We start from the raw sequence: 15,862 nt of genomic DNA, 5'->3' as shown, positions 1-15,862 counted from the left end.
ACCATGTCCTTCGGATGCTTATCGTTCGGATGCTTGTCGTTCAGTGCGTCTGCTTCAGAACCAGGCCATGCGGGCGTCGCGGGCATGGGCCAGGATTTCCTTTTCCGGCTGTTCGCCGCACAGCGCGTAGACCGTCGTCCCGACCTGCCAGTAGGCGACCGAGACGTTGCCGATGCGCTCCGCCTGGGGTTCGGTGACGGCGAAGCGGTCGACCTCGCTGGCGAACAGCGTGATCAACTGCGACCCGCCGTGGCGGTAGGCCGCCTGCACCGCGACCCCGCCGTCCCAGGCCACCGTGCGCAGCCCGTCCGGCGCCTGCCCGATGTCGAGCTGCGGGATCGGCACCGCGACCTCCGGGTTGGCGGGGGCGAGCCGGTTGACCAGGGATTGGGCGGCGTCGGCGAAGGGCTTGAAGTCGATCCCGCTGTGCAGCGCCTGCTGGTGGGTCTGCGCCGCGATGGTGATGTAGTGGGTGGCCGCGTGGGCCGTGGCGACCGGGTTGACCGACAGGGACGACACCGCGCTGTGCGCCGTCCAGCCGAGCCCGACGAGGCAGAGAGCCGCGACGGCGCGCCGCCCGCGGACCGAGCCCGTGGCGGCGCGCGCCCGCGCCCGGTTCATCAGCTCCGCCGCCGGACGGCGCCACAGGGCGCCCCACTGCTTGCGGCGCGGCAGGGGTCCGCCGGAACCAACCGCCGGTTGCGCCGGAGCGGGAGCCGGGGCTGCGGCCGGTTCGGGCGCGGCCATCTCCGGCTCCGCCTTTTCCACGGCCGGGCCGGCGATGAACAGACGGATCTCGTCGCGCACCCGCATGTCGTGCATGACGCGGGCGGCCTCCTCCGGGTTGGCCTCCAGATAGGTTTCCACCTCGATGCGGCGCTGCGCGTCAAGCTCGCCGTCCACATAGGCGTTCAGGTCGATGTCGCTGATCGGTTCGTTCATCGTCATTTCACCACGCGCAACGGGGGGCGCTGGACCCGGTCTGATGGGGTTCGGTCGGACTGGTCTGACGCCGGCTGGCGCCCGCCGCCCGTCTTGGCCCGGAGCGCGTCGCGCGCACGGCCCAGGCGGGACATCAGGGTGCCCACGGGGATGCCCAGGCACTCCGCGGCGTCCCGGTAGGACATGCCGTCGAGCGCCACCAGCACCAGGGCCTCCCGCTGTTCGACCGGCAGGGTCATCAGGGCCGCGATGGTCTGGCCGAGATGGACGTGGCTCAACTGCGCGGGCGGGGAGCCTTCCTCCGCCATCGAGCTGAGCTCGCCGGTCGCCTGGCGTTCGGCCTGCTGGCGCCGCCAGCGGTCCACGAAGGTGTTGTGGACGATGGCGAGCAGCCACTTGCGCAGGTCGCGCCCGTCCGTGAAGGACGACGCCCCCTCGATGGCCTTGACGAGCGCCTCCTGGACGAGGTCCTCCGCCTGGTCGGGGTCGCGCATCAGGACCAGGGCGTAGCGCCGCAGAACGTCCAAATGCTGTCCCAGCTCGTCTTTCATCACCGTCCCGGATTGGTTCTTCACACTCGGCATACGGATCATGCCGTGGCTTAATCCGCTCCGGGGGAAAAAATCGCCACGGGATTGGCTTGCGCGCGGACGCGGGGCGGAGTAGGTCAGAAGCGCCTGGAGCCCTGGAGAATGCTGGGGTTCCTCCATGAACAAGGGGAGTAGGGAATGACGAAGGCCGATCTCATCGACGCGATCGCCGGCAAGCTGGGCGGCACCAAGGCCGACGCCGGCAAGGCGCTGGATGCGGTTCTGGAAAGCCTGCAGGACGCGCTGGTCAAGGGGGAGACGGTCAAGCTGCCGGGCTTCGGCCAGTTCGAGATCGCCGAGCGCGGCGAGCGCACGGGCCGCAACCCGCAGACCGGTGCGGAGATCAAGATCGCCGCCTCCAAGGCGCCGAAGTTCTCCGCCGGCAAGGCCCTCAAGGACGCCGTCAACGGCAAGGCCGAGTAAGCCTTCCGCAAGGACGATCCTTGTATCGGATGAAGGGGCGGCGGCAACGCCGCCCCTTTCGTCTTTCCAAATTTCTTGGTGACGACATGAGCAGCAGCAACATCTACCGCTGGATTAAGGTCGAGGGCCGGTGGGAGCCGGCGCAGCAACTGGCCGATGGCTCCTACATGCCGGTCGGCGACATCGTGCCGCTGTCCGCCCGCAGCGTGAAGGTCGGCCCGGTGATCGAGCCGCCGCCCCGCAACGCCGCCCCCAAGGACGACGTCGGCGAATAGGGCTGACGCCCGGTGCTATCCGGTCGTCCCGACCCGGTCGAGCATGGCGCGGACGGCGCCGACCGCCGCCTGGAAGCTGAAGGGCTTGTGCAGAACGCGCAGGCGGTCGGACTCGGGGTGCCAAAGGGCGCCGCTGTCGGCGGTCATGACGATCACCGGCAGGGCGGGCCGCCGCGCCCGCGTCCGGCGAATCAGTTCGTTGCCATCCATCACCGGCATGCGCAGGTCGGTCATCAGCAGCGACGCCGGACCGCTTTCCAGCGCGGTGATGGCTTCCAACCCGTTGTGGGTCAGCGTGACGCGCAGTCCCTGGCCTTCCAGCGTGTCGGCAAGGGCCAGGGCTTCGAGGCGTTCATCCTCGGCGACGAGGATGTGGGGAACGGACTCCATGGTTCGGCCTGACAGTGCAACGCAAAGGGAGTAAGGGGTACGTTGCGGCCGGCCGAATGGATTTCCCCAGATTGCGGAGGGTGATCAGGGCGCTTGGATTCAGGCGCACTCGGCCAGATCGGCCAGGGCCTCGGCGTCCAGCAGCTCGACCCGGCCGCCGTCCAGGATGCGGATCAGGCGCGAGGTCTTCAGCTTGGTGAAGCCGCGGGACACGGTTTCCGTGGTCAGGCCGAGATGGTCGGCGATGTCGCAACGGCTCATCGGCAGGGCGATGGCCCGGCCGGCACCGGCCCGGCGGCTCAGCGCCAGCAGGAAGCTCGCCAGCTTCTCCAGCGCCGACTTGCGGCCCAGCAGCAGCATCTGGTCCTGCGCCGCCACCAGCTCGGAGGTGGTGACCGACAGCAGCCGGCGGGCCAGAGCGGGCTGGGCGTCGAGCAGGGCGTCGAGCTGGCAGCGCGGGATGCGCTGGACGGTGGAGGCGGTGATCGCCTCGGCGGAATAGAGATAGCGGTCGGCGAAGGCCAGCCCGACCATGTCGCCGGCCTGGAGGAAACCGATGATCTGGCGGCGCCCGTCCGGCAGCAGCTTGTAGAGGCGGATCATGCCGTCAACCACCCGGAAGACGGCGTCGGCGGCCTCGCCCTCGGCGAAGATGGACTGCTCGCGGTCGAACACCCGGAACTGGGCGATGGCGGCCAGCGGGTCGATGTCGTTGGCGGCGAAACCGGCGGCGGGACGGGAGGGGGCGACACGCGGCATCGCCATCACGGCGGCCTGATGACCGTGCGGAACGCGCGTCGGCTGGGCGGCGATGGCGGTGTGAGCGTGCATGTCGGGCCCCTCGGCGTTCGTGGAAGCGGCCCGTCCCCGTGGGGCAACCGCTCGATGAGCCGAAGTTATGCGCTGCGAGGTACCCTGTGCAGTTCGGTCTTGTACCTAAGGGGCTTTGCGTACGTAAGACTACCTAGGGGCCATTGCGGAGACCTCAGTGGACGCCTCGGTGGACGCATGGGGGCGGAGGGGGAGCAGGGATGCTCACCCTCCCTGCACCAGCCGTTCGAACAGGTCCTCCGACCCCATCTGCCCGCCCTTGAGCATCAGCTCGACGCCGTCGGTGGGCGGGTGCGCGCTGTGGGTCAGGCTGACCGTCACGCCGGGGCTGAGCGCCGTCCGGTAGGACAGGCCCCACAGGCCCAGCGCCTTCACCGCCTTGCTGGAGGTGTCGCCCCCGGCGATGCCCATGCGGCGCAGCGGCGCCGCGCGGGCGATTGAGGCCACGAAATCCGCGGTGGCGTCGGCGATGGCGGCGGACTGGGCGGTGTCGGGCGTCTCGCCCTCCGCCGGGGCGGTCCACACCAGCACGTTCCGGCCCTGGCCCAGCAGGCCGGCGATCTCGCTCCGCAGCCGCTCGCGGTAGGCGGGATCGCGACACAGGGCCCCGGCGTCCGCCGGCATCCGGTGGAAGGAGTTCGCCGCGGCGATCTGCCGGCGGGTGACCGGCGACAGGCTGCCGGCCAGCACGAAGACCGGTCCCTCCGTGGCGGCCAGTGGCGCGTCGCCGACCGCCCCGTCGGGCTCCCACTGGGTGGCCAGCGCCTGGACCACGCCGCTCGGCCCGACCGCCAGCAGGGGCGAGCGCCGCGCCCGCTCCCAGATCAGCCGCCCGACGGGCGCCAGATCCTCCGCCCGGGCGATGTCCAGAAGGACGGCGGGTGCGCCACCCAACACCATCCGGTCGAGCTTCTCGTCCAGCGCCCCGGCGTCCAACCCGTAATCCGGGTAGTGCAGGGCGCCCATCCCCTCCAGCCCCTGCGCGGAGAGGTGGAGGCGCAGGTCGGCCTCCGTCATCGGCGTCACCGGATGGGCTTTCATGGTCGGGTGGCGGTCGATGCGGTGGACCGTCCCGCCGGTGCCCGCCGCGGCGAACAGCGTGCTGAACAGACAATAGCGCCCGATGTTCGGCTGGCCGCCGACCACCGGCAGGAAGCGGTTGGGGAAGAAGGGCCGCAGGGCCGCCACCGCCGCCCCGATGCTGCCCACCCGCGGCGCGCTGTCGAAGGTCGAGCAGCACTTGTAGTGCATCACCGGCACGCCGAGCCCGGCGAAGAAGCGCCCCACCGGCTCCAGCTCCGCCCGCAGGGACTCCGGGTCCATGGTGCGCGACGCCCCGGCAATCCCCAGCGCGTCCAGCGGGCCGAGGCCGGCCAGCCGCTCCGCGTCGGGAATCTCCAGAAGCAGCAGCGCCCGCTGCCCGGCCTTCGCCAGCGTGGCCAGCGTGTCGGTGGCCCCGGTGAAGTCGTCCCCGTACCAGCCGAGCCGGGGCGGCGGATGGCTCGTCACTTGGAGGCTCCGAAGAACTCCAGGGCGCGCTTCAGTTCCGGCCGGGTCGCGGCGGCGTCCGGCAGGGTCACGCCCTCGCGCACCGCCGCCCAGGCCTGGCGGATGCTCGTCACGCCGGCGGCGGGGCCATCCGGATGGGCCATGATGCCGCCGCCGGACATGAACAGCAGATCGTCCGTCCCCACCGCGTCCCAGGTGACGGGGACGGTCCCCGCCCATTGGCCGGAGGAGAAGGCCGGCATCACCGCGTCGTCGCAGCCTTCGGCCAGCGGGGCGAGGCAGGACGTGGCGCCGTCGATGACCTCCGCGTCGGGCTGGGCGAATTTGCCCTGGAGGCCGTGGACGTGCATGTGGTCCACCCCGGCCAGCCGCCACAGCGTCTGGTAGGCGTCGAAGCCGATGCCCAGGCTGGGGTGGCGCGACAGGGCGCCGAAGCCGTTGCGGTGGCCGTGCAGCACCAGCCCGCTGTGCCGGCGCAGCGTCTGCACGGCGGAGAAGCCGCACCAGTTCAGGCTGACCATCACGCAGCTTCCGCCCTCGCGCTCCACCAGATCGGCGTGGCGGCGCATGGCGTCCGTCTCGTCGCTGATGTTGAAGGCGACCATGACGTGCTTGCCGGTGCGGTCCTGGTGGCGGCGCACCCGGTCCATCACCGCCGGCACGCGCTGGGCCAGCGGGGCGTGGACCGGATCGGCGCAGATCTCGTCGTCCTTGATGAAGTCCAGCCCGGCGGCGCAGAGCGTGCCGACCAACTCGCCGGTCTCCTCCGCCGACAGGCCGAGGTTCGGCTTGATGATGGAGCCGACCAGCGCTCCACGCTCCACCCCGGTCAGCCGCCGCGTGCCGGCCACGCCGTGCTGCGGCGCGTCGAACTGCTTGCGGTAGGCGGCGGGCAGGCGCACGGAGTCGAGCCGCAGGCCGGTGACCTCGCCCAGGTCGAACAGGTTGCCGGCCACCGTCGCGGCCAGCGTCGGCAGGTTGGCGCCGACGTTGCCGGTCGGAAAGCTGATGGTGACGCGGGCGCGCCGCCACGGTCCGGGCCGCCTCTGCCGCTCAAGCCAGGAGTTCGGCAGGCTGGGGGAGGCGGCGGGCTCCAACTCCTCCACCCGCTCCACCACGGCGCGGGCGCGGGCGCGCAGGTCGTCCGTCTCGCCGTGGACGCGGGTGAAGGTGCCGCAGGACTGCTCCCCCGCCATGACCTCCGCCACCTTGGCGGGGTCCAGCGGGGTCTCGATCAGATAGGTCGCCTCGAAGCGGTCGGAGCGCATGGCGAGACTCACAGGCGGCTGAGGTCGGGGAAGGGCCGGACCGGATCGCGGCCGTCCCAGTCGAGGGAGGCGTTGCGGATCAGGTCGAACATCTTGCCCTTCGGCCCGGCGACCTCCGACAGCTCGATCACCGTGCCGGGGTGGTACTCGGTGTCGAAATAGACGAAGCGGCCCTTCTCGCCGACCTCGCCGCTCATCACCGGCTTGAAGCCCTGGCCGGTCAGCCGCTCCAGGTCGGCGTCGTAAGTCTCGGTCCAGTAGGCGACGTGCTGGAGGCCGGTGCGGCCCGCCTTCAGGAAGTCGCGGTACATCGACGGCGCGTCGTTGCGGGTCTGGATCAGCTCCATCTGCAGCGGCCCGGAGTTGGCGAGCGCCACCGAGTTGTGAACCTCGTATTGCTCCCCGCGGTAGGTGTAGTTCTTGATCGGAACCCGCTCGTTGTAGAACCACGGGCCGATGCCCAGGGTGCGGCTCCAGTAATCCATGGCGGCTTCGATGTCGTCGACGACGTAGCCAGCCTGCCGGATCTGGCCGAAGAATCGGCTCATGAAGGAACTCCTGATTTTATCGTTATGGGGGGACCGGCAAGACTTCAGTAGGGAAGGAAGCCGGTGGAAATCCACGGAATGGCGGCGACCACGATCAGGCCCACGAGAAGGGCGGCGACGTAGCCCCAGATGTGCTTCAGGCCTTCGTCCGGGCTGACCTTGCTGATGGCGCAGGCGCCGTAGTAGCCGACGCCGAAGGGCGGGGCGAACAGGCCGATGCCCATGGCGAAGATCACGACCATCGCGTAATGCACCTCATGCACCCCGGCGTCGCGGGCGATGGGGAACAGCAGCGGGCCGAACAGGACGATGGCGGGGATGCCCTCCAGAACGCTGCCCAGGATGATGAAGGCGACGATGGAGATGGCGAGGAAGCCGTAGCCGCCGCCGGGGATGTCAGCCATCCACAGGGCCAGCGCGCGGGAGAAGCCGGACTGCGTCAGGCCCCAGGCCATGGCGGTGGCGCAGCCGACGATGAAGATGATCGCCCCGGTCAGCGACGCCGTCTCGATCAGCATCGGCTTCAGCCGCGCCCAGTCGAACTGGCGGTAGACCAGCAGGCCCATGATGGTGGAGTAGGCGATGCCGATGGTCGACACCTCGGTCGCCGTCGCCACACCTTCCACCACCGCGGCGCGGATGACGAAGGGCAGCAGGATGGCCGGCAGGGCGGCCACGGCCAGACGGGCGATCTCGGACGCCGGCGGGCGGCGGATGTGGCTGAGGTCCTCATGCCGGTAGCGCCACCAGACGACGGCGCAGAGCGCCGCGCCCAGCACCACCGCCGGCAGCAGGCCGCCCGCGAACAGCGCCGCGATGGACACGCCGGTGACCGAGCCGATGGTGATGAGGACGATGGAGGGCGGAATGGTCTCGGTCTGCGCGCCGGTGGCCGACAGCAGGGCGACGAGGTCGCCGGGAGGGGCGCCGCGCTTCTTCATCTCCGGGAACAGCACCGGCGCGATGGCCGCCATGTCGGCGATCTTCGAGCCGGAGATTCCCGACACCAGATACATCGCCCCGATCAGCACGTAGGACAGGCCGCCGCGCACATGGCCGAGCAGGCTGGCGAGGAACTGGATCATGGCGCGGGCCATGCCGGTCATCTCGATCAGCAGGCCGAGGAAGACGAACAGCGGCACCGCCAGCAGGATCAGGTGCGACATCCCCTCGTCCAGCCGCCCGACCATGACGAGCAGTGGCGTCGAGGTGGTCAGCGCCAGATAGCCGAAGGTGGCCAGCGCGAAGGAGAAGGCGATGGGAACGCCGCCGAACACGCAGGCGGCGACCACGCCGACGAAGAAGATGACGAGGTTGGCCTGCCCCAGCGGCTTCAGCGCCGGACCGGCCAGCCAGAAGGCCACGGTCACCGCCGCGGTCAGCGCGACCGCGGCCAGGGTGATCCGGAGGTTGCGCAGCCGCATCAGCCGGATCAGCGCCACCACGGCCATCAGCCCCAGCCCGGTCGGCAGGGCCGCCGCGCGCCAGGCGTTGCTGATCTCCAGCGCCGGGGTGACGATGAACTGCTCCTCCATGGCGTAGTCCAGGGCGGGGTGCAGGATCATCGCCAGGAAGGCGATGGGGGCCGTGATTGCCAGCGTCTCCAGCAGGGCGCGCGGCGTCGGGCCGACGCGGCTGACCAGACCGGTCATCCGCATGTGCTCGCCGCGGCGCAGCGCCACCACGGCGCCCAGCATGGACAGCCACAGGAAGAGGATGGAGGCCAGCTCGTCCGACCACACCAGCGGCGCGTGGAAGACGTAGCGCGCCGTCACCCCGGCCAGCAGGATGACGATCTCGGCCAGAACGATGAGGGCGGCCACGCCCTCCACCGTCGCGGCGAGGCCGCGGTCGAGCCGATCGGTCCAGGAACCGCCGGACGCGGCCCCTGGCATGGCGCCGCCCTCGTCGAGCGCCGTCGCGTGGTGAGACAAAGCCGCACCCTCCCTTCCCGTGTTGTCCACAGCCGTTCTTTAGGCGAGCTTGCCGACGGCGCCTTCCAGCAGCGCCCAGGCCTCGTCGCCGAAGCGGCCCTTCCATTCGCCGTAGAAGCCGCTGTCGCGGAGCTTGGCGCGGAAGCTGTCGGGCGACGGCTGGTTGAAGGCCAAGTCCTTGGACTGGAGGTCGGCCTGCACCGACTGGTTCAGCGCCTTGATGTCCTCGCGCTGCTGGACGCCGGCGTCGTTGATTGCGGTGGAGACGATCTTCTGCAGGTCGGGGGGCAGGCCGCGCCACGCGCGCCCGTTGGCGATGAACCAGAAGCCGTCCCAGATGTGGTTGGACAGGGCGCAGTACTTCTGCACCTCGTACAGCTTGGCGACCTGGATGATCGGCAGCGGGTTCTCCTGCGCGTCGACGATGCGCGTCTGCAGCGAGGAATAGACCTCCGAGAACTGGAGGCTGGCCGGGGCGGCGGACAGCGACTTGAACATGGCGATGCTGAGCGGGCTGACGGGCACGCGGATCTTCAGCCCGTCCATGTCGGCGGCGGTCTGGATCGGCTTGGCCCCGCTGGTCATCTGGCGGAAGCCGTTGTCCCACATCTTCTCGAAGGCGTGCAGGCCGACCTTGGAGATGGCGCCGCGCACATGCTCGCCCAGCTTGCCGTCCATGGCGGACCAGACCTGCCCGTAGTCGGCGAAGGCGAAGCCGACGGCGTTGATGGCGGCCACCGGGACCAGCGTGGCGATGACCAGCGCCGAGGGCGTGAAGAAGGTGATGCCGCCGCTGCGCACCTGCGACAGCATGTCGGTGTCGCCGCCGAGCTGGTTGTTCGGGAAGATCTGGATGTCGACGCGGCCGTTGGTCTCGCGGCGGATGCGCTCCGCCGCCTCGTGCGAGCGGACGTTCAGCGGGTGGGTCAGCGGCAGGTTGTTGCCGTACTTGAAATCGAACTCGGCGGCGCGGGCGATGCGCGGCGCGCCGATCAGAGTGGCGGTGCCGGCCCCCGCGGCCAACCCTGCGGCCATTCCGATCGCCGGAGTGGCGGCCAGCCCCTTGAGCATCTTGCGGCGCGAGAGCGGGTTCATGCTTTCCTCCCAGGAAACGTTGATGTAGTTTGATGTTTGACGGTGATTGTTGGTTGGACGGTATGTGCGCGAATGGCCGGTGTCAAACGCGAATGATGATGTGATTTGATGGTATCGGAGGGTTTTGAGCCGTGATGCAGGATGATGCGGACACCGTCGCCGCAACCCCCGAAAATTCCCGCGGCCTGCCACGGATCGCCGACATCGCGCGGCTGTCCGGGGTCTCCACCGCCACCGTGGATCGCGTGCTGAACCATCGCCCCGGCGTCCGCCCGGCGACCGTGCAGCGCGTGATGAAGGCGGCGGCGGAGCTGGACTACATCCCGGAATCGGACCTCAGCGCGGCGCTCGGGCCGAAGCCGGTGCGGCTGGCCTTCCTGCTGCCGGACGGGACGAACCGCTACCTGACGCGGCTCGGCCAGCTCATCCGCCAGTCGGAGGCGGCGCTGGCCCCGCTGGGCATCCGCGTGCAGGTTGAATTCATCAAGAGCTTCAACCCCGACCTGCTGGCGCGCAGCCTGCTCCAGCACTGGCGCAAGGTCGACGGGGTGGCCTTCATGGCGCTGGAGCATCCCGCGGTGCGCGAGGCGGTGAACGAGCTGGCGGCGCGCAACGTGCCGACGGTGACGCTGATCTCCGACGTGCAGAATTGCCGGCGGGCCGCCTATGTCGGGCTCGACAACCGGGCGGCGGGGCGGACGGCGGGCTATCTGTTCGCGCGCTTCCTCGGTGGGCGGGCGGGGAAGGTCGCGATGATCGCCGGCAGCCTCAGCTACCGCGCGCACGAGGACCGCGAACTGGGATTCCTGAACGTTCTGAAGGAGATGGCGCCGGCCATCGAGGTGGTGGGGCTGCGCGAGGCCCACGACGACGAGGCCAAGAGCTACCGGCAGACGCGGACGCTGCTCAGCCACCACCCCGACCTTGCCGGCATCTACACCATCGGCGGCGGGGCCGAGGGCGTGGCCCGCGCGCTGAAGGAGGCGCGGCGGGAGCGCGAGGTCGTCTTCATCGGCCACGGCTTCACGCCGGAGACGCGCTCGCTTCTGATCGACGGCACGATGGAGGCGGTGATCACCCAGGACCCGCGCAGCGCCCTGATGAGCTGCGCGGCCGTCTTCGCCAACCTGCGCGCGGGCCGGGAGGCGATGCACGGCGTGGAGCCGCCGCGCATCGAGGTCATCTTCAGGGAGAACCTGCCCCCCGCGGCTCCGCCGTGACCGGCGCCGGGGTGGGCACGGGCCGCTTGTCGCGAACCATGACGACCAGCAGGACGGCGCAGAGGATCAGCGCCAGCGCGGCGTAAGTGCGCAGCGGCGGCGTCTCGCCCAGCACGACGATGGCGCCGGTCACGCCGATCACCGGCACGATCAGCGAGCTGACCGAGGCCTGCGCGACGCTCAGCCGCCGCACGATGGCGAACCACAGCAGATAGCCGCCGACCATCGCCACCAGGATGTGGAAGACCAGCGCGACCAGCACGCGGGGCTCCAGCGCCAACGTCGGGGCGGGGTCCATCGCCAGGGCGAAGGGCAGCACCACCGGCAGGGAAATGGCGAACTGCCAGCCGGTGATGGCGTTCGGCCCCATGGTCCAGGCCGTCCGCTTGATGAGGACGTTGCCCAGTGCCCAGCTCAGCGCGCCGGTCAGCATGAAGGCGGGGCCGAGCGGCAGGGCGCCCAGCCGCAGCAGATCGGGGCCGAGCAGAACGGCCAGACCCGTCAGCCCGCAGGCCAGCCCCATCCACTGGCGCGGCCCCGGACGCTCGCCCAGGATCGGGATGGCCAGCAGCGTCGCCCAGGCCGGCATGGTGTAGGCGATGATGGCGGCGCCCGAGGTCGCCATGTTCATCTGCCCGAAGGCGGAGCAGATGTTGAAGCCCGCCATGTTCAGCAGGGCGACGGCGGCCAGCGGCCAGCGCTGCCCGCGCGGCACGGCCAGCGATTCCCCGCGCGACCGCGCGTAGGCGAACAGCACCGCCGCTCCCACGGCGAAGCCCAGGCTGCGCAGCGTCCAGGGCTGGATCTGGGTGAGGATGATCTTGACGGCGGGCCAGTTCAGGCCCCAGCAGACGCTGATGAGGCCGACCAGCGACAGATCCAGCGCCCGAGCGCGGCTTATCATGGCATGGGATTCCGGGTGTGGGGTGGATGTGCTTCATGTCCCCTCTCCCCTCCGGGGAGAGGGTCAGGGTGAGGGGGTTGCGCTTTTGCCGGACGTGTCGTCATGCACATCCCCCTCACCGGCCCTCCGGGCCACCCTCTACCCGGAGGGGAGAGGGCTATGCCGGTCAGAACCTCACCGCGTCGCCGCCTTTCAGCGACAGCATGGTGCGGGCCTCGTCCGGCGTTGCGACCTCCAGGGCCAGCCCCTCGATCAGCTTGCGGACCATGGCGACCTGCTCGGCGTTGGAGGTGGCGAGGCGGCCCGGACCGGCCCACAGATTGTCCTCCAGCCCGACGCGCACGTTGCCGCCCAGGGCCAGCGACTGGGTGGCGATGGGCATCTGGTTGCGCCCCCCGGCCCCCAGCACCGACCACACATACTGGTCGCCGAACAGCCGGTCGGCGGTGCGCTTCATGTGCATCACGTCCTCCGGATGCGGGCCGATGCCGCCCAGGATGCCGAACACCGACTGCACGAACAGCGGCGGCGTCACCAGCTTGCGGTCCAGGAAATGGGCCAGCGTGTAGAGGTGCGAGATGTCGTAGCACTCGAACTCGAAACGCGTCCCGTTGCCGGAGCAGGTCCTCAGGATGTGTTCGATGTCCGTGAAGGTGTTTTTGAAGACGAGGTCGCGGCTGTTCTCCAGATAGGTGCGCTCCCAATCGTGCTGGAACTCGGTGAAGCGGTTCAGCATGGGGAACAGGCCGAAATTCATCGAGCCCATGTTGAGCGACGCGACCTCCGGCTGGAACCGCGCGGCGGGGCGCAGCCGGTCCTCCACCGTCATGGCGGCGCTGCCGCCGGTGGTGATGTTCACCACGGCCTTCGTCGCCTGCTTGATGCGCGGCAGGAAGCGCTGGAACAGCTCCGGGTCCTGGGTGGGACGGCCGGTGTCCGGGTCGCGGGCGTGCAGGTGGACGATGGCCGCCCCGGCCTCCACCGCGGCGATGGCCTCCGCCGCGATCTGATCCGGCGTCACCGGCAAGTGCGGCGACATGCTGGGCGTGTGGATGGAGCCGGTGACCGCGCAGGTGATGATGACTTTCCGCGCGCTCTTCTTGGGCGTGGTCATGGTTTCCTCCCTTGTTCCCCGCGCCCCTTGAGGGGGCGAGGGGATGTGTTGTTGTTCGTCAGATCACCGCTTCGATCAGGAAAGGACCCTTGCGGGCGAAGGCGGTCGTCAGCAGGCGGTTGAAGCTGTCCGCGTCGGTGGCCTGTCCGCCCTCCACCCCCATGCCGCGGGCGAGCGCCACCCAGTCGAGGTCCGGACGGCCCAACTCGGTGCAGTTGCGGGCGTTCGGCCCCATGTCCCGGAAACCGAGGTTGCCCAGCTCCCATTGCAGGATGCCGTAGCGGCGGTTGGCGAAGATGATGGTCACCACGTCGGCCCGCTCGCGCGCTTGGCTCCACAGGGCCTGGAGCGTGTACATGCCGCTGCCGTCCGCCTGGACGGTCACCACCTTGCGGTCGGGGCAGGCGATGGCGGCACCGAGCGCCAGCGGCATGCCGATGCCGATGGCCCCGCCGGTGATGGTCAGCCAGTCGTGCGGGCGCGCCCCGGCGCAGGCCGTGTAGACCATCGGACTGGAGGAAATCCCCTCGTCCACCACGATGGCGCCCTCCGGCAGCAGGGCCGCCAGGGACTGCCCGACGCTGTCGGCGGTGAGAGCGCCGGTCGCCGGGGAGGGCGGTGCGAGCGGCTGCACCGGAACCGGCGTCCCGGCGGCGCCCAACGCATCGGCCAGCCAGCGCAGGGCGGCGAGGGCGTCCGCGCCCGGCGGGGCGACGGTGTGGATGCGGCAGTCCTCCGGCGCCAGGCGGCTGGGCTTGTCGGGGTAGCCGAAGAAGCCGACCGGCTCGCCCGAGCCGATCAGGACGACGTGCTTCGCCCCGGCCAGCGCGGCGATGCCGAGGTCGATGGGGTAGGGGAAGCGCTCCACCGTCACGCGGCCTGCCCCCCGCTCGATGCGGGTAGCGCCGGTGTGTGCGTAGAGTTTGGCGCCGGTCGCGGCGGCGATTTGCCCGGCCAGGGCCAGCCCTTCCGCCCGCGTGGCGCGGCCGTTGAGTAGGACCACCACCCGCTCCCCGCCGCGCAGGGCGTCGGCGGCGGCGCGCAGCGCCTCGGCGTCCGGGCCGGCGGGGGCCGGCGGTTCGACGACGATCGGCTCCACCGAAGCCGTGTCGTCCCAGGAGGAGTCCGACGGCAGGATCAGGGTGGACACGCCGCAGGGAGGGGTCAGGGCGGCGCGGATGGCCTCCGCCGTGTCGGTGGCCACTGAGGCCGCGTCCGGCACCGTGCGCACCCAGGCCGACATGGGCTTCGCCAAGCCTTCCACGTCGGAGGTCAGCGGCGCGTCGACGCCGCGGTGCCACGTCGCGTGGTCGCCGACGATGTTGACCATCGGCACGCAAGCGCGCCGGGCGTTGTGCAGGTTCGCGAGACCGTTCGCCAGTCCCGGCCCGAGATGCAGCAGCGTCGCCGCCGGGCGGTCGGTCATGCGGGCGTAGCCGTCCGCGGCACCCGTCGCCACCCCTTCGAACAGCGTGGGCACGCAGCGCGCGCCGGGCATGCTGTCGAAGGCGGCCAGCGCGTGCAACTCCGACGTGCCGGGGTTGGCGAAGCAGGTGTCGACGCTGTTCGCCATCAGCGTCCGAACCAGGATTTCCGCGCCCGGGATTTTTACGCCGCTCATCGTGCCGCCTCCGTAAGCCCGCCCTCGAAGCCGTCCAGGAAGCTGGCGAGATTCACCGCCAGCGCGTCGCAATCGTAACCGCCCTCCTGCACGACCACGGTGGGCAGGCCGGTGCCGGCGATCTTGCGGCCCAGCGCGGCGAAGCCCGGCGTCGTCACCTTGAAGAAGGCCAGCGGGTCGCCGACGTAGGTGTCGAAGCCCAGCGACAGCACCAGCGCCTCCGGCCCGAAGGCGGCGATGTGGGTCAGCGCCCCGTCCACCGCGTCGAGGAAGGTGGACTCCTCCGTGCCCATGGGCAGGGGGATGTTGAGGTTGCTGCCCAGACCGCGGCCCTTGCCGCGCTCGTGCGCGTAGCCGGCGAACCAGGGGTAGAAGTTGTTGGGATCGCCGTGGATCGACACGACCAGCACGTCGTCGCGCTCATAGAAGATCGCCTGCGTGCCGTTGCCGTGATGGACGTCCACGTCGAAGACGGCGACGCGCGGCGCGCGGCCCTGCTGGGCCAGCACCGGCAGCATCGCCTGGGCGGCGACTGCGGCGTTGTTGATGTAGCAGAAGCCCCCGGCCATGTCGCGGGACGCGTGGTGCCCCGGCGGGCGGCACAGGGCGTAGGCCGCGCGCTCCCGACCGCTCGCCACCATCAGCGCCGCGTGGACCGCCGTGTCGGCGCCGCCGCAGACGGCCTCCCAGGTTCCGGCGCCGATCGGGCAGGCGGTGTCCGCCATGTGCCAGCCCGCCTGACCGACGATGCCCGTGGGATATTCGGCCATGTCGGTGTTGCGGTGGACGTTGGGGACGATGACCTCCGACGCGTCGGGCAGGGCCGACCAGCGGGCGTGGGCGGTTTCCAGGAAGCGCAGGTAATCGGCGGAATGGACCGCCGCGCGCGGGCCGGCGCCGTAGGACGGCGGCTCCTCCACCGTCACGCCGCGCGCCCGCAGGGAGCCGACGAGCGCCTCCGCCCGTTCCGCCTTCTCCGGCGAGGGCTTCGGCTGGCCGCGCACCAGGAAGGTCGGCGGACGATGGCGCAACTGGGCCTCGGCAAAGACGTAGCGCATGGACAGGCTCCCGGAGTGATGTGTTTCCCTCTCCCCTCTGGGGAGAGGGTTAGGGTGAGGGGGGCGCGCATTGCGGCACGCTCGGCAAAAGCGCAACCCCCTCACCCCGGCCCTCTCCCCAGAGGGGAGAGGGGGAAAAG

General features: G+C 70.5%; 16 protein-coding genes. 3 read left to right on the top strand and 13 right to left on the bottom strand.

The genetic code is table 11. From position 1 onward, the window contains the following. Positions 1-54 precede the first annotated feature (54 nt). The gene (locus ACWPN5_RS27335) at positions 55-942 is read right to left on the bottom strand and encodes an anti-sigma factor family protein (RefSeq protein WP_492298527.1); all 888 of its coding nucleotides are present in this window, start codon (positions 940-942) and stop codon (positions 55-57) included. A gap of 2 nt (positions 943-944) precedes the next feature. Then, complete coding sequence (locus tag ACWPN5_RS27330) at positions 945-1,493, bottom strand: sigma-70 family RNA polymerase sigma factor (RefSeq protein WP_035683374.1); 549 nt, start codon at positions 1,491-1,493, stop codon at positions 945-947. 177 nt (positions 1,494-1,670) lie between these two features. Here ACWPN5_RS27330 and ACWPN5_RS27325 point away from each other — a divergent pair, with 177 nt between their 5' ends. Together ACWPN5_RS27325 and ACWPN5_RS27320 are read left to right on the top strand one after the other, a co-directional pair. Beyond that, on the top strand, positions 1,671-1,955 hold the full coding sequence (locus ACWPN5_RS27325; protein WP_014241890.1) for an HU family DNA-binding protein: 285 nt from the start codon (positions 1,671-1,673) through the stop codon (positions 1,953-1,955). Positions 1,956-2,041: 86 nt separating this feature from the next. Next, complete coding sequence (locus ACWPN5_RS27320) at positions 2,042-2,230, top strand: hypothetical protein (RefSeq protein WP_492298524.1); 189 nt, start codon at positions 2,042-2,044, stop codon at positions 2,228-2,230. 15 nt (positions 2,231-2,245) lie between these two features. On the opposite strand, the gene ACWPN5_RS27315 is transcribed toward ACWPN5_RS27320, so the two are convergent. The 7 genes from ACWPN5_RS27315 to ACWPN5_RS27285 form a co-directional block, all read right to left on the bottom strand. Next, a complete protein-coding gene (locus ACWPN5_RS27315) occupies positions 2,246-2,620 on the bottom strand; it encodes a response regulator (RefSeq protein WP_492298522.1) in 375 nt (124 codons plus the stop codon). A 99-nt stretch (positions 2,621-2,719) separates the two neighbouring features. Continuing rightward, a complete protein-coding gene (locus ACWPN5_RS27310; protein WP_200476534.1) occupies positions 2,720-3,451 on the bottom strand; it encodes a helix-turn-helix domain-containing protein in 732 nt (243 codons plus the stop codon). A gap of 204 nt (positions 3,452-3,655) precedes the next feature. Next, positions 3,656-4,960: a four-carbon acid sugar kinase family protein gene (locus ACWPN5_RS27305; RefSeq protein WP_492298520.1), complete on the bottom strand. Its 1,305-nt coding sequence runs from the start codon at positions 4,958-4,960 to the stop codon at positions 3,656-3,658. Next, positions 4,957-6,228: a ribulose-bisphosphate carboxylase large subunit family protein gene (locus tag ACWPN5_RS27300; RefSeq protein WP_492298519.1), complete on the bottom strand. Its 1,272-nt coding sequence runs from the start codon at positions 6,226-6,228 to the stop codon at positions 4,957-4,959. The genes ACWPN5_RS27305 and ACWPN5_RS27300 overlap by 4 nt, the downstream gene beginning before the upstream one ends. Before the next feature lie 8 nt (positions 6,229-6,236). Beyond that, positions 6,237-6,776 carry a VOC family protein gene (locus ACWPN5_RS27295; RefSeq protein WP_492298517.1) on the bottom strand — a complete coding sequence of 180 codons (540 nt, stop codon included), beginning with the start codon at positions 6,774-6,776 and terminating at the stop codon, positions 6,237-6,239. Positions 6,777-6,820: 44 nt separating this feature from the next. Next, complete coding sequence (locus ACWPN5_RS27290) at positions 6,821-8,710, bottom strand: TRAP transporter large permease (RefSeq protein ID WP_492298516.1); 1,890 nt, start codon at positions 8,708-8,710, stop codon at positions 6,821-6,823. A 39-nt stretch (positions 8,711-8,749) separates the two neighbouring features. Next, the gene (locus tag ACWPN5_RS27285) at positions 8,750-9,805 is read right to left on the bottom strand and encodes a TRAP transporter substrate-binding protein (RefSeq protein WP_492298514.1); all 1,056 of its coding nucleotides are present in this window, start codon (positions 9,803-9,805) and stop codon (positions 8,750-8,752) included. A 134-nt stretch (positions 9,806-9,939) separates the two neighbouring features. On the opposite strand from ACWPN5_RS27285, the gene ACWPN5_RS27280 reads away from it, so the two are divergent. After that, positions 9,940-11,025, top strand: a complete 1,086-nt coding sequence (locus ACWPN5_RS27280; RefSeq protein ID WP_492298726.1) for a LacI family DNA-binding transcriptional regulator — start codon at positions 9,940-9,942, stop codon at positions 11,023-11,025. On the opposite strand, the gene ACWPN5_RS27275 is transcribed toward ACWPN5_RS27280, so the two are convergent. The 4 genes from ACWPN5_RS27275 to ACWPN5_RS27260 all read right to left on the bottom strand — a co-directional run bounded on the left by ACWPN5_RS27275 (position 10,991) and on the right by ACWPN5_RS27260 (position 15,722). After that, a complete protein-coding gene (locus tag ACWPN5_RS27275) occupies positions 10,991-11,929 on the bottom strand; it encodes a DMT family transporter (RefSeq protein ID WP_145681948.1) in 939 nt (312 codons plus the stop codon). The genes ACWPN5_RS27280 and ACWPN5_RS27275 overlap by 35 nt on opposite strands. Positions 11,930-12,095: 166 nt before the next feature. Beyond that, positions 12,096-13,043 carry a 3,5-dioxohexanoate:acetyl-CoA acetone transferase gene (gene kce / locus ACWPN5_RS27270; RefSeq protein ID WP_492298512.1) on the bottom strand — a complete coding sequence of 316 codons (948 nt, stop codon included), beginning with the start codon at positions 13,041-13,043 and terminating at the stop codon, positions 12,096-12,098. 58 nt (positions 13,044-13,101) lie between these two features. Then, positions 13,102-14,664, bottom strand: coding sequence for an acetolactate synthase large subunit (locus tag ACWPN5_RS27265; RefSeq protein ID WP_492298510.1), 1,563 nt, complete (start codon positions 14,662-14,664; stop codon positions 13,102-13,104). Further along, positions 14,661-15,722 carry a histone deacetylase family protein gene (locus ACWPN5_RS27260; protein WP_492298508.1) on the bottom strand — a complete coding sequence of 354 codons (1,062 nt, stop codon included), beginning with the start codon at positions 15,720-15,722 and terminating at the stop codon, positions 14,661-14,663. Before ACWPN5_RS27260 ends, ACWPN5_RS27265 begins: the two co-directional genes overlap by 4 nt. Positions 15,723-15,862: the final 140 nt, after the last annotated feature.

The organism is Azospirillum sp. UENF 211521, assembly GCF_058780535.1.
This window is presented reverse-complemented; position numbering and strand designations above follow the sequence as displayed.

Bases quoted from the DNA above. Each gene is read 5' to 3' on its own strand.
- ACWPN5_RS27335 (WP_492298527.1), bottom strand. From the start codon at position 942: ATGAACGAACCGATCAGCGACATCGACCTGAACGCCTATGTGGACGGC.
- ACWPN5_RS27330 (WP_035683374.1), bottom strand. From the start codon at position 1,493: ATGAAAGACGAGCTGGGACAGCATTTGGACGTTCTGCGGCGCTACGCC.
- ACWPN5_RS27325 (WP_014241890.1), top strand. From the start codon at position 1,671: ATGACGAAGGCCGATCTCATCGACGCGATCGCCGGCAAGCTGGGCGGC.
- ACWPN5_RS27320 (WP_492298524.1), top strand. From the start codon at position 2,042: ATGAGCAGCAGCAACATCTACCGCTGGATTAAGGTCGAGGGCCGGTGG.
- ACWPN5_RS27315 (WP_492298522.1), bottom strand. From the start codon at position 2,620: ATGGAGTCCGTTCCCCACATCCTCGTCGCCGAGGATGAACGCCTCGAA.
- ACWPN5_RS27310 (WP_200476534.1), bottom strand. From the start codon at position 3,451: ATGCACGCTCACACCGCCATCGCCGCCCAGCCGACGCGCGTTCCGCAC.
- ACWPN5_RS27300 (WP_492298519.1), bottom strand. From the start codon at position 6,228: ATGCGCTCCGACCGCTTCGAGGCGACCTATCTGATCGAGACCCCGCTG.
- ACWPN5_RS27295 (WP_492298517.1), bottom strand. From the start codon at position 6,776: ATGAGCCGATTCTTCGGCCAGATCCGGCAGGCTGGCTACGTCGTCGAC.
- ACWPN5_RS27285 (WP_492298514.1), bottom strand. From the start codon at position 9,805: ATGAACCCGCTCTCGCGCCGCAAGATGCTCAAGGGGCTGGCCGCCACT.
- ACWPN5_RS27280 (WP_492298726.1), top strand. From the start codon at position 9,940: ATGCAGGATGATGCGGACACCGTCGCCGCAACCCCCGAAAATTCCCGC.
- ACWPN5_RS27275 (WP_145681948.1), bottom strand. From the start codon at position 11,929: ATGATAAGCCGCGCTCGGGCGCTGGATCTGTCGCTGGTCGGCCTCATC.
- kce (WP_492298512.1), bottom strand. From the start codon at position 13,043: ATGACCACGCCCAAGAAGAGCGCGCGGAAAGTCATCATCACCTGCGCG.
- ACWPN5_RS27265 (WP_492298510.1), bottom strand. From the start codon at position 14,664: ATGAGCGGCGTAAAAATCCCGGGCGCGGAAATCCTGGTTCGGACGCTG.
- ACWPN5_RS27260 (WP_492298508.1), bottom strand. From the start codon at position 15,722: ATGCGCTACGTCTTTGCCGAGGCCCAGTTGCGCCATCGTCCGCCGACC.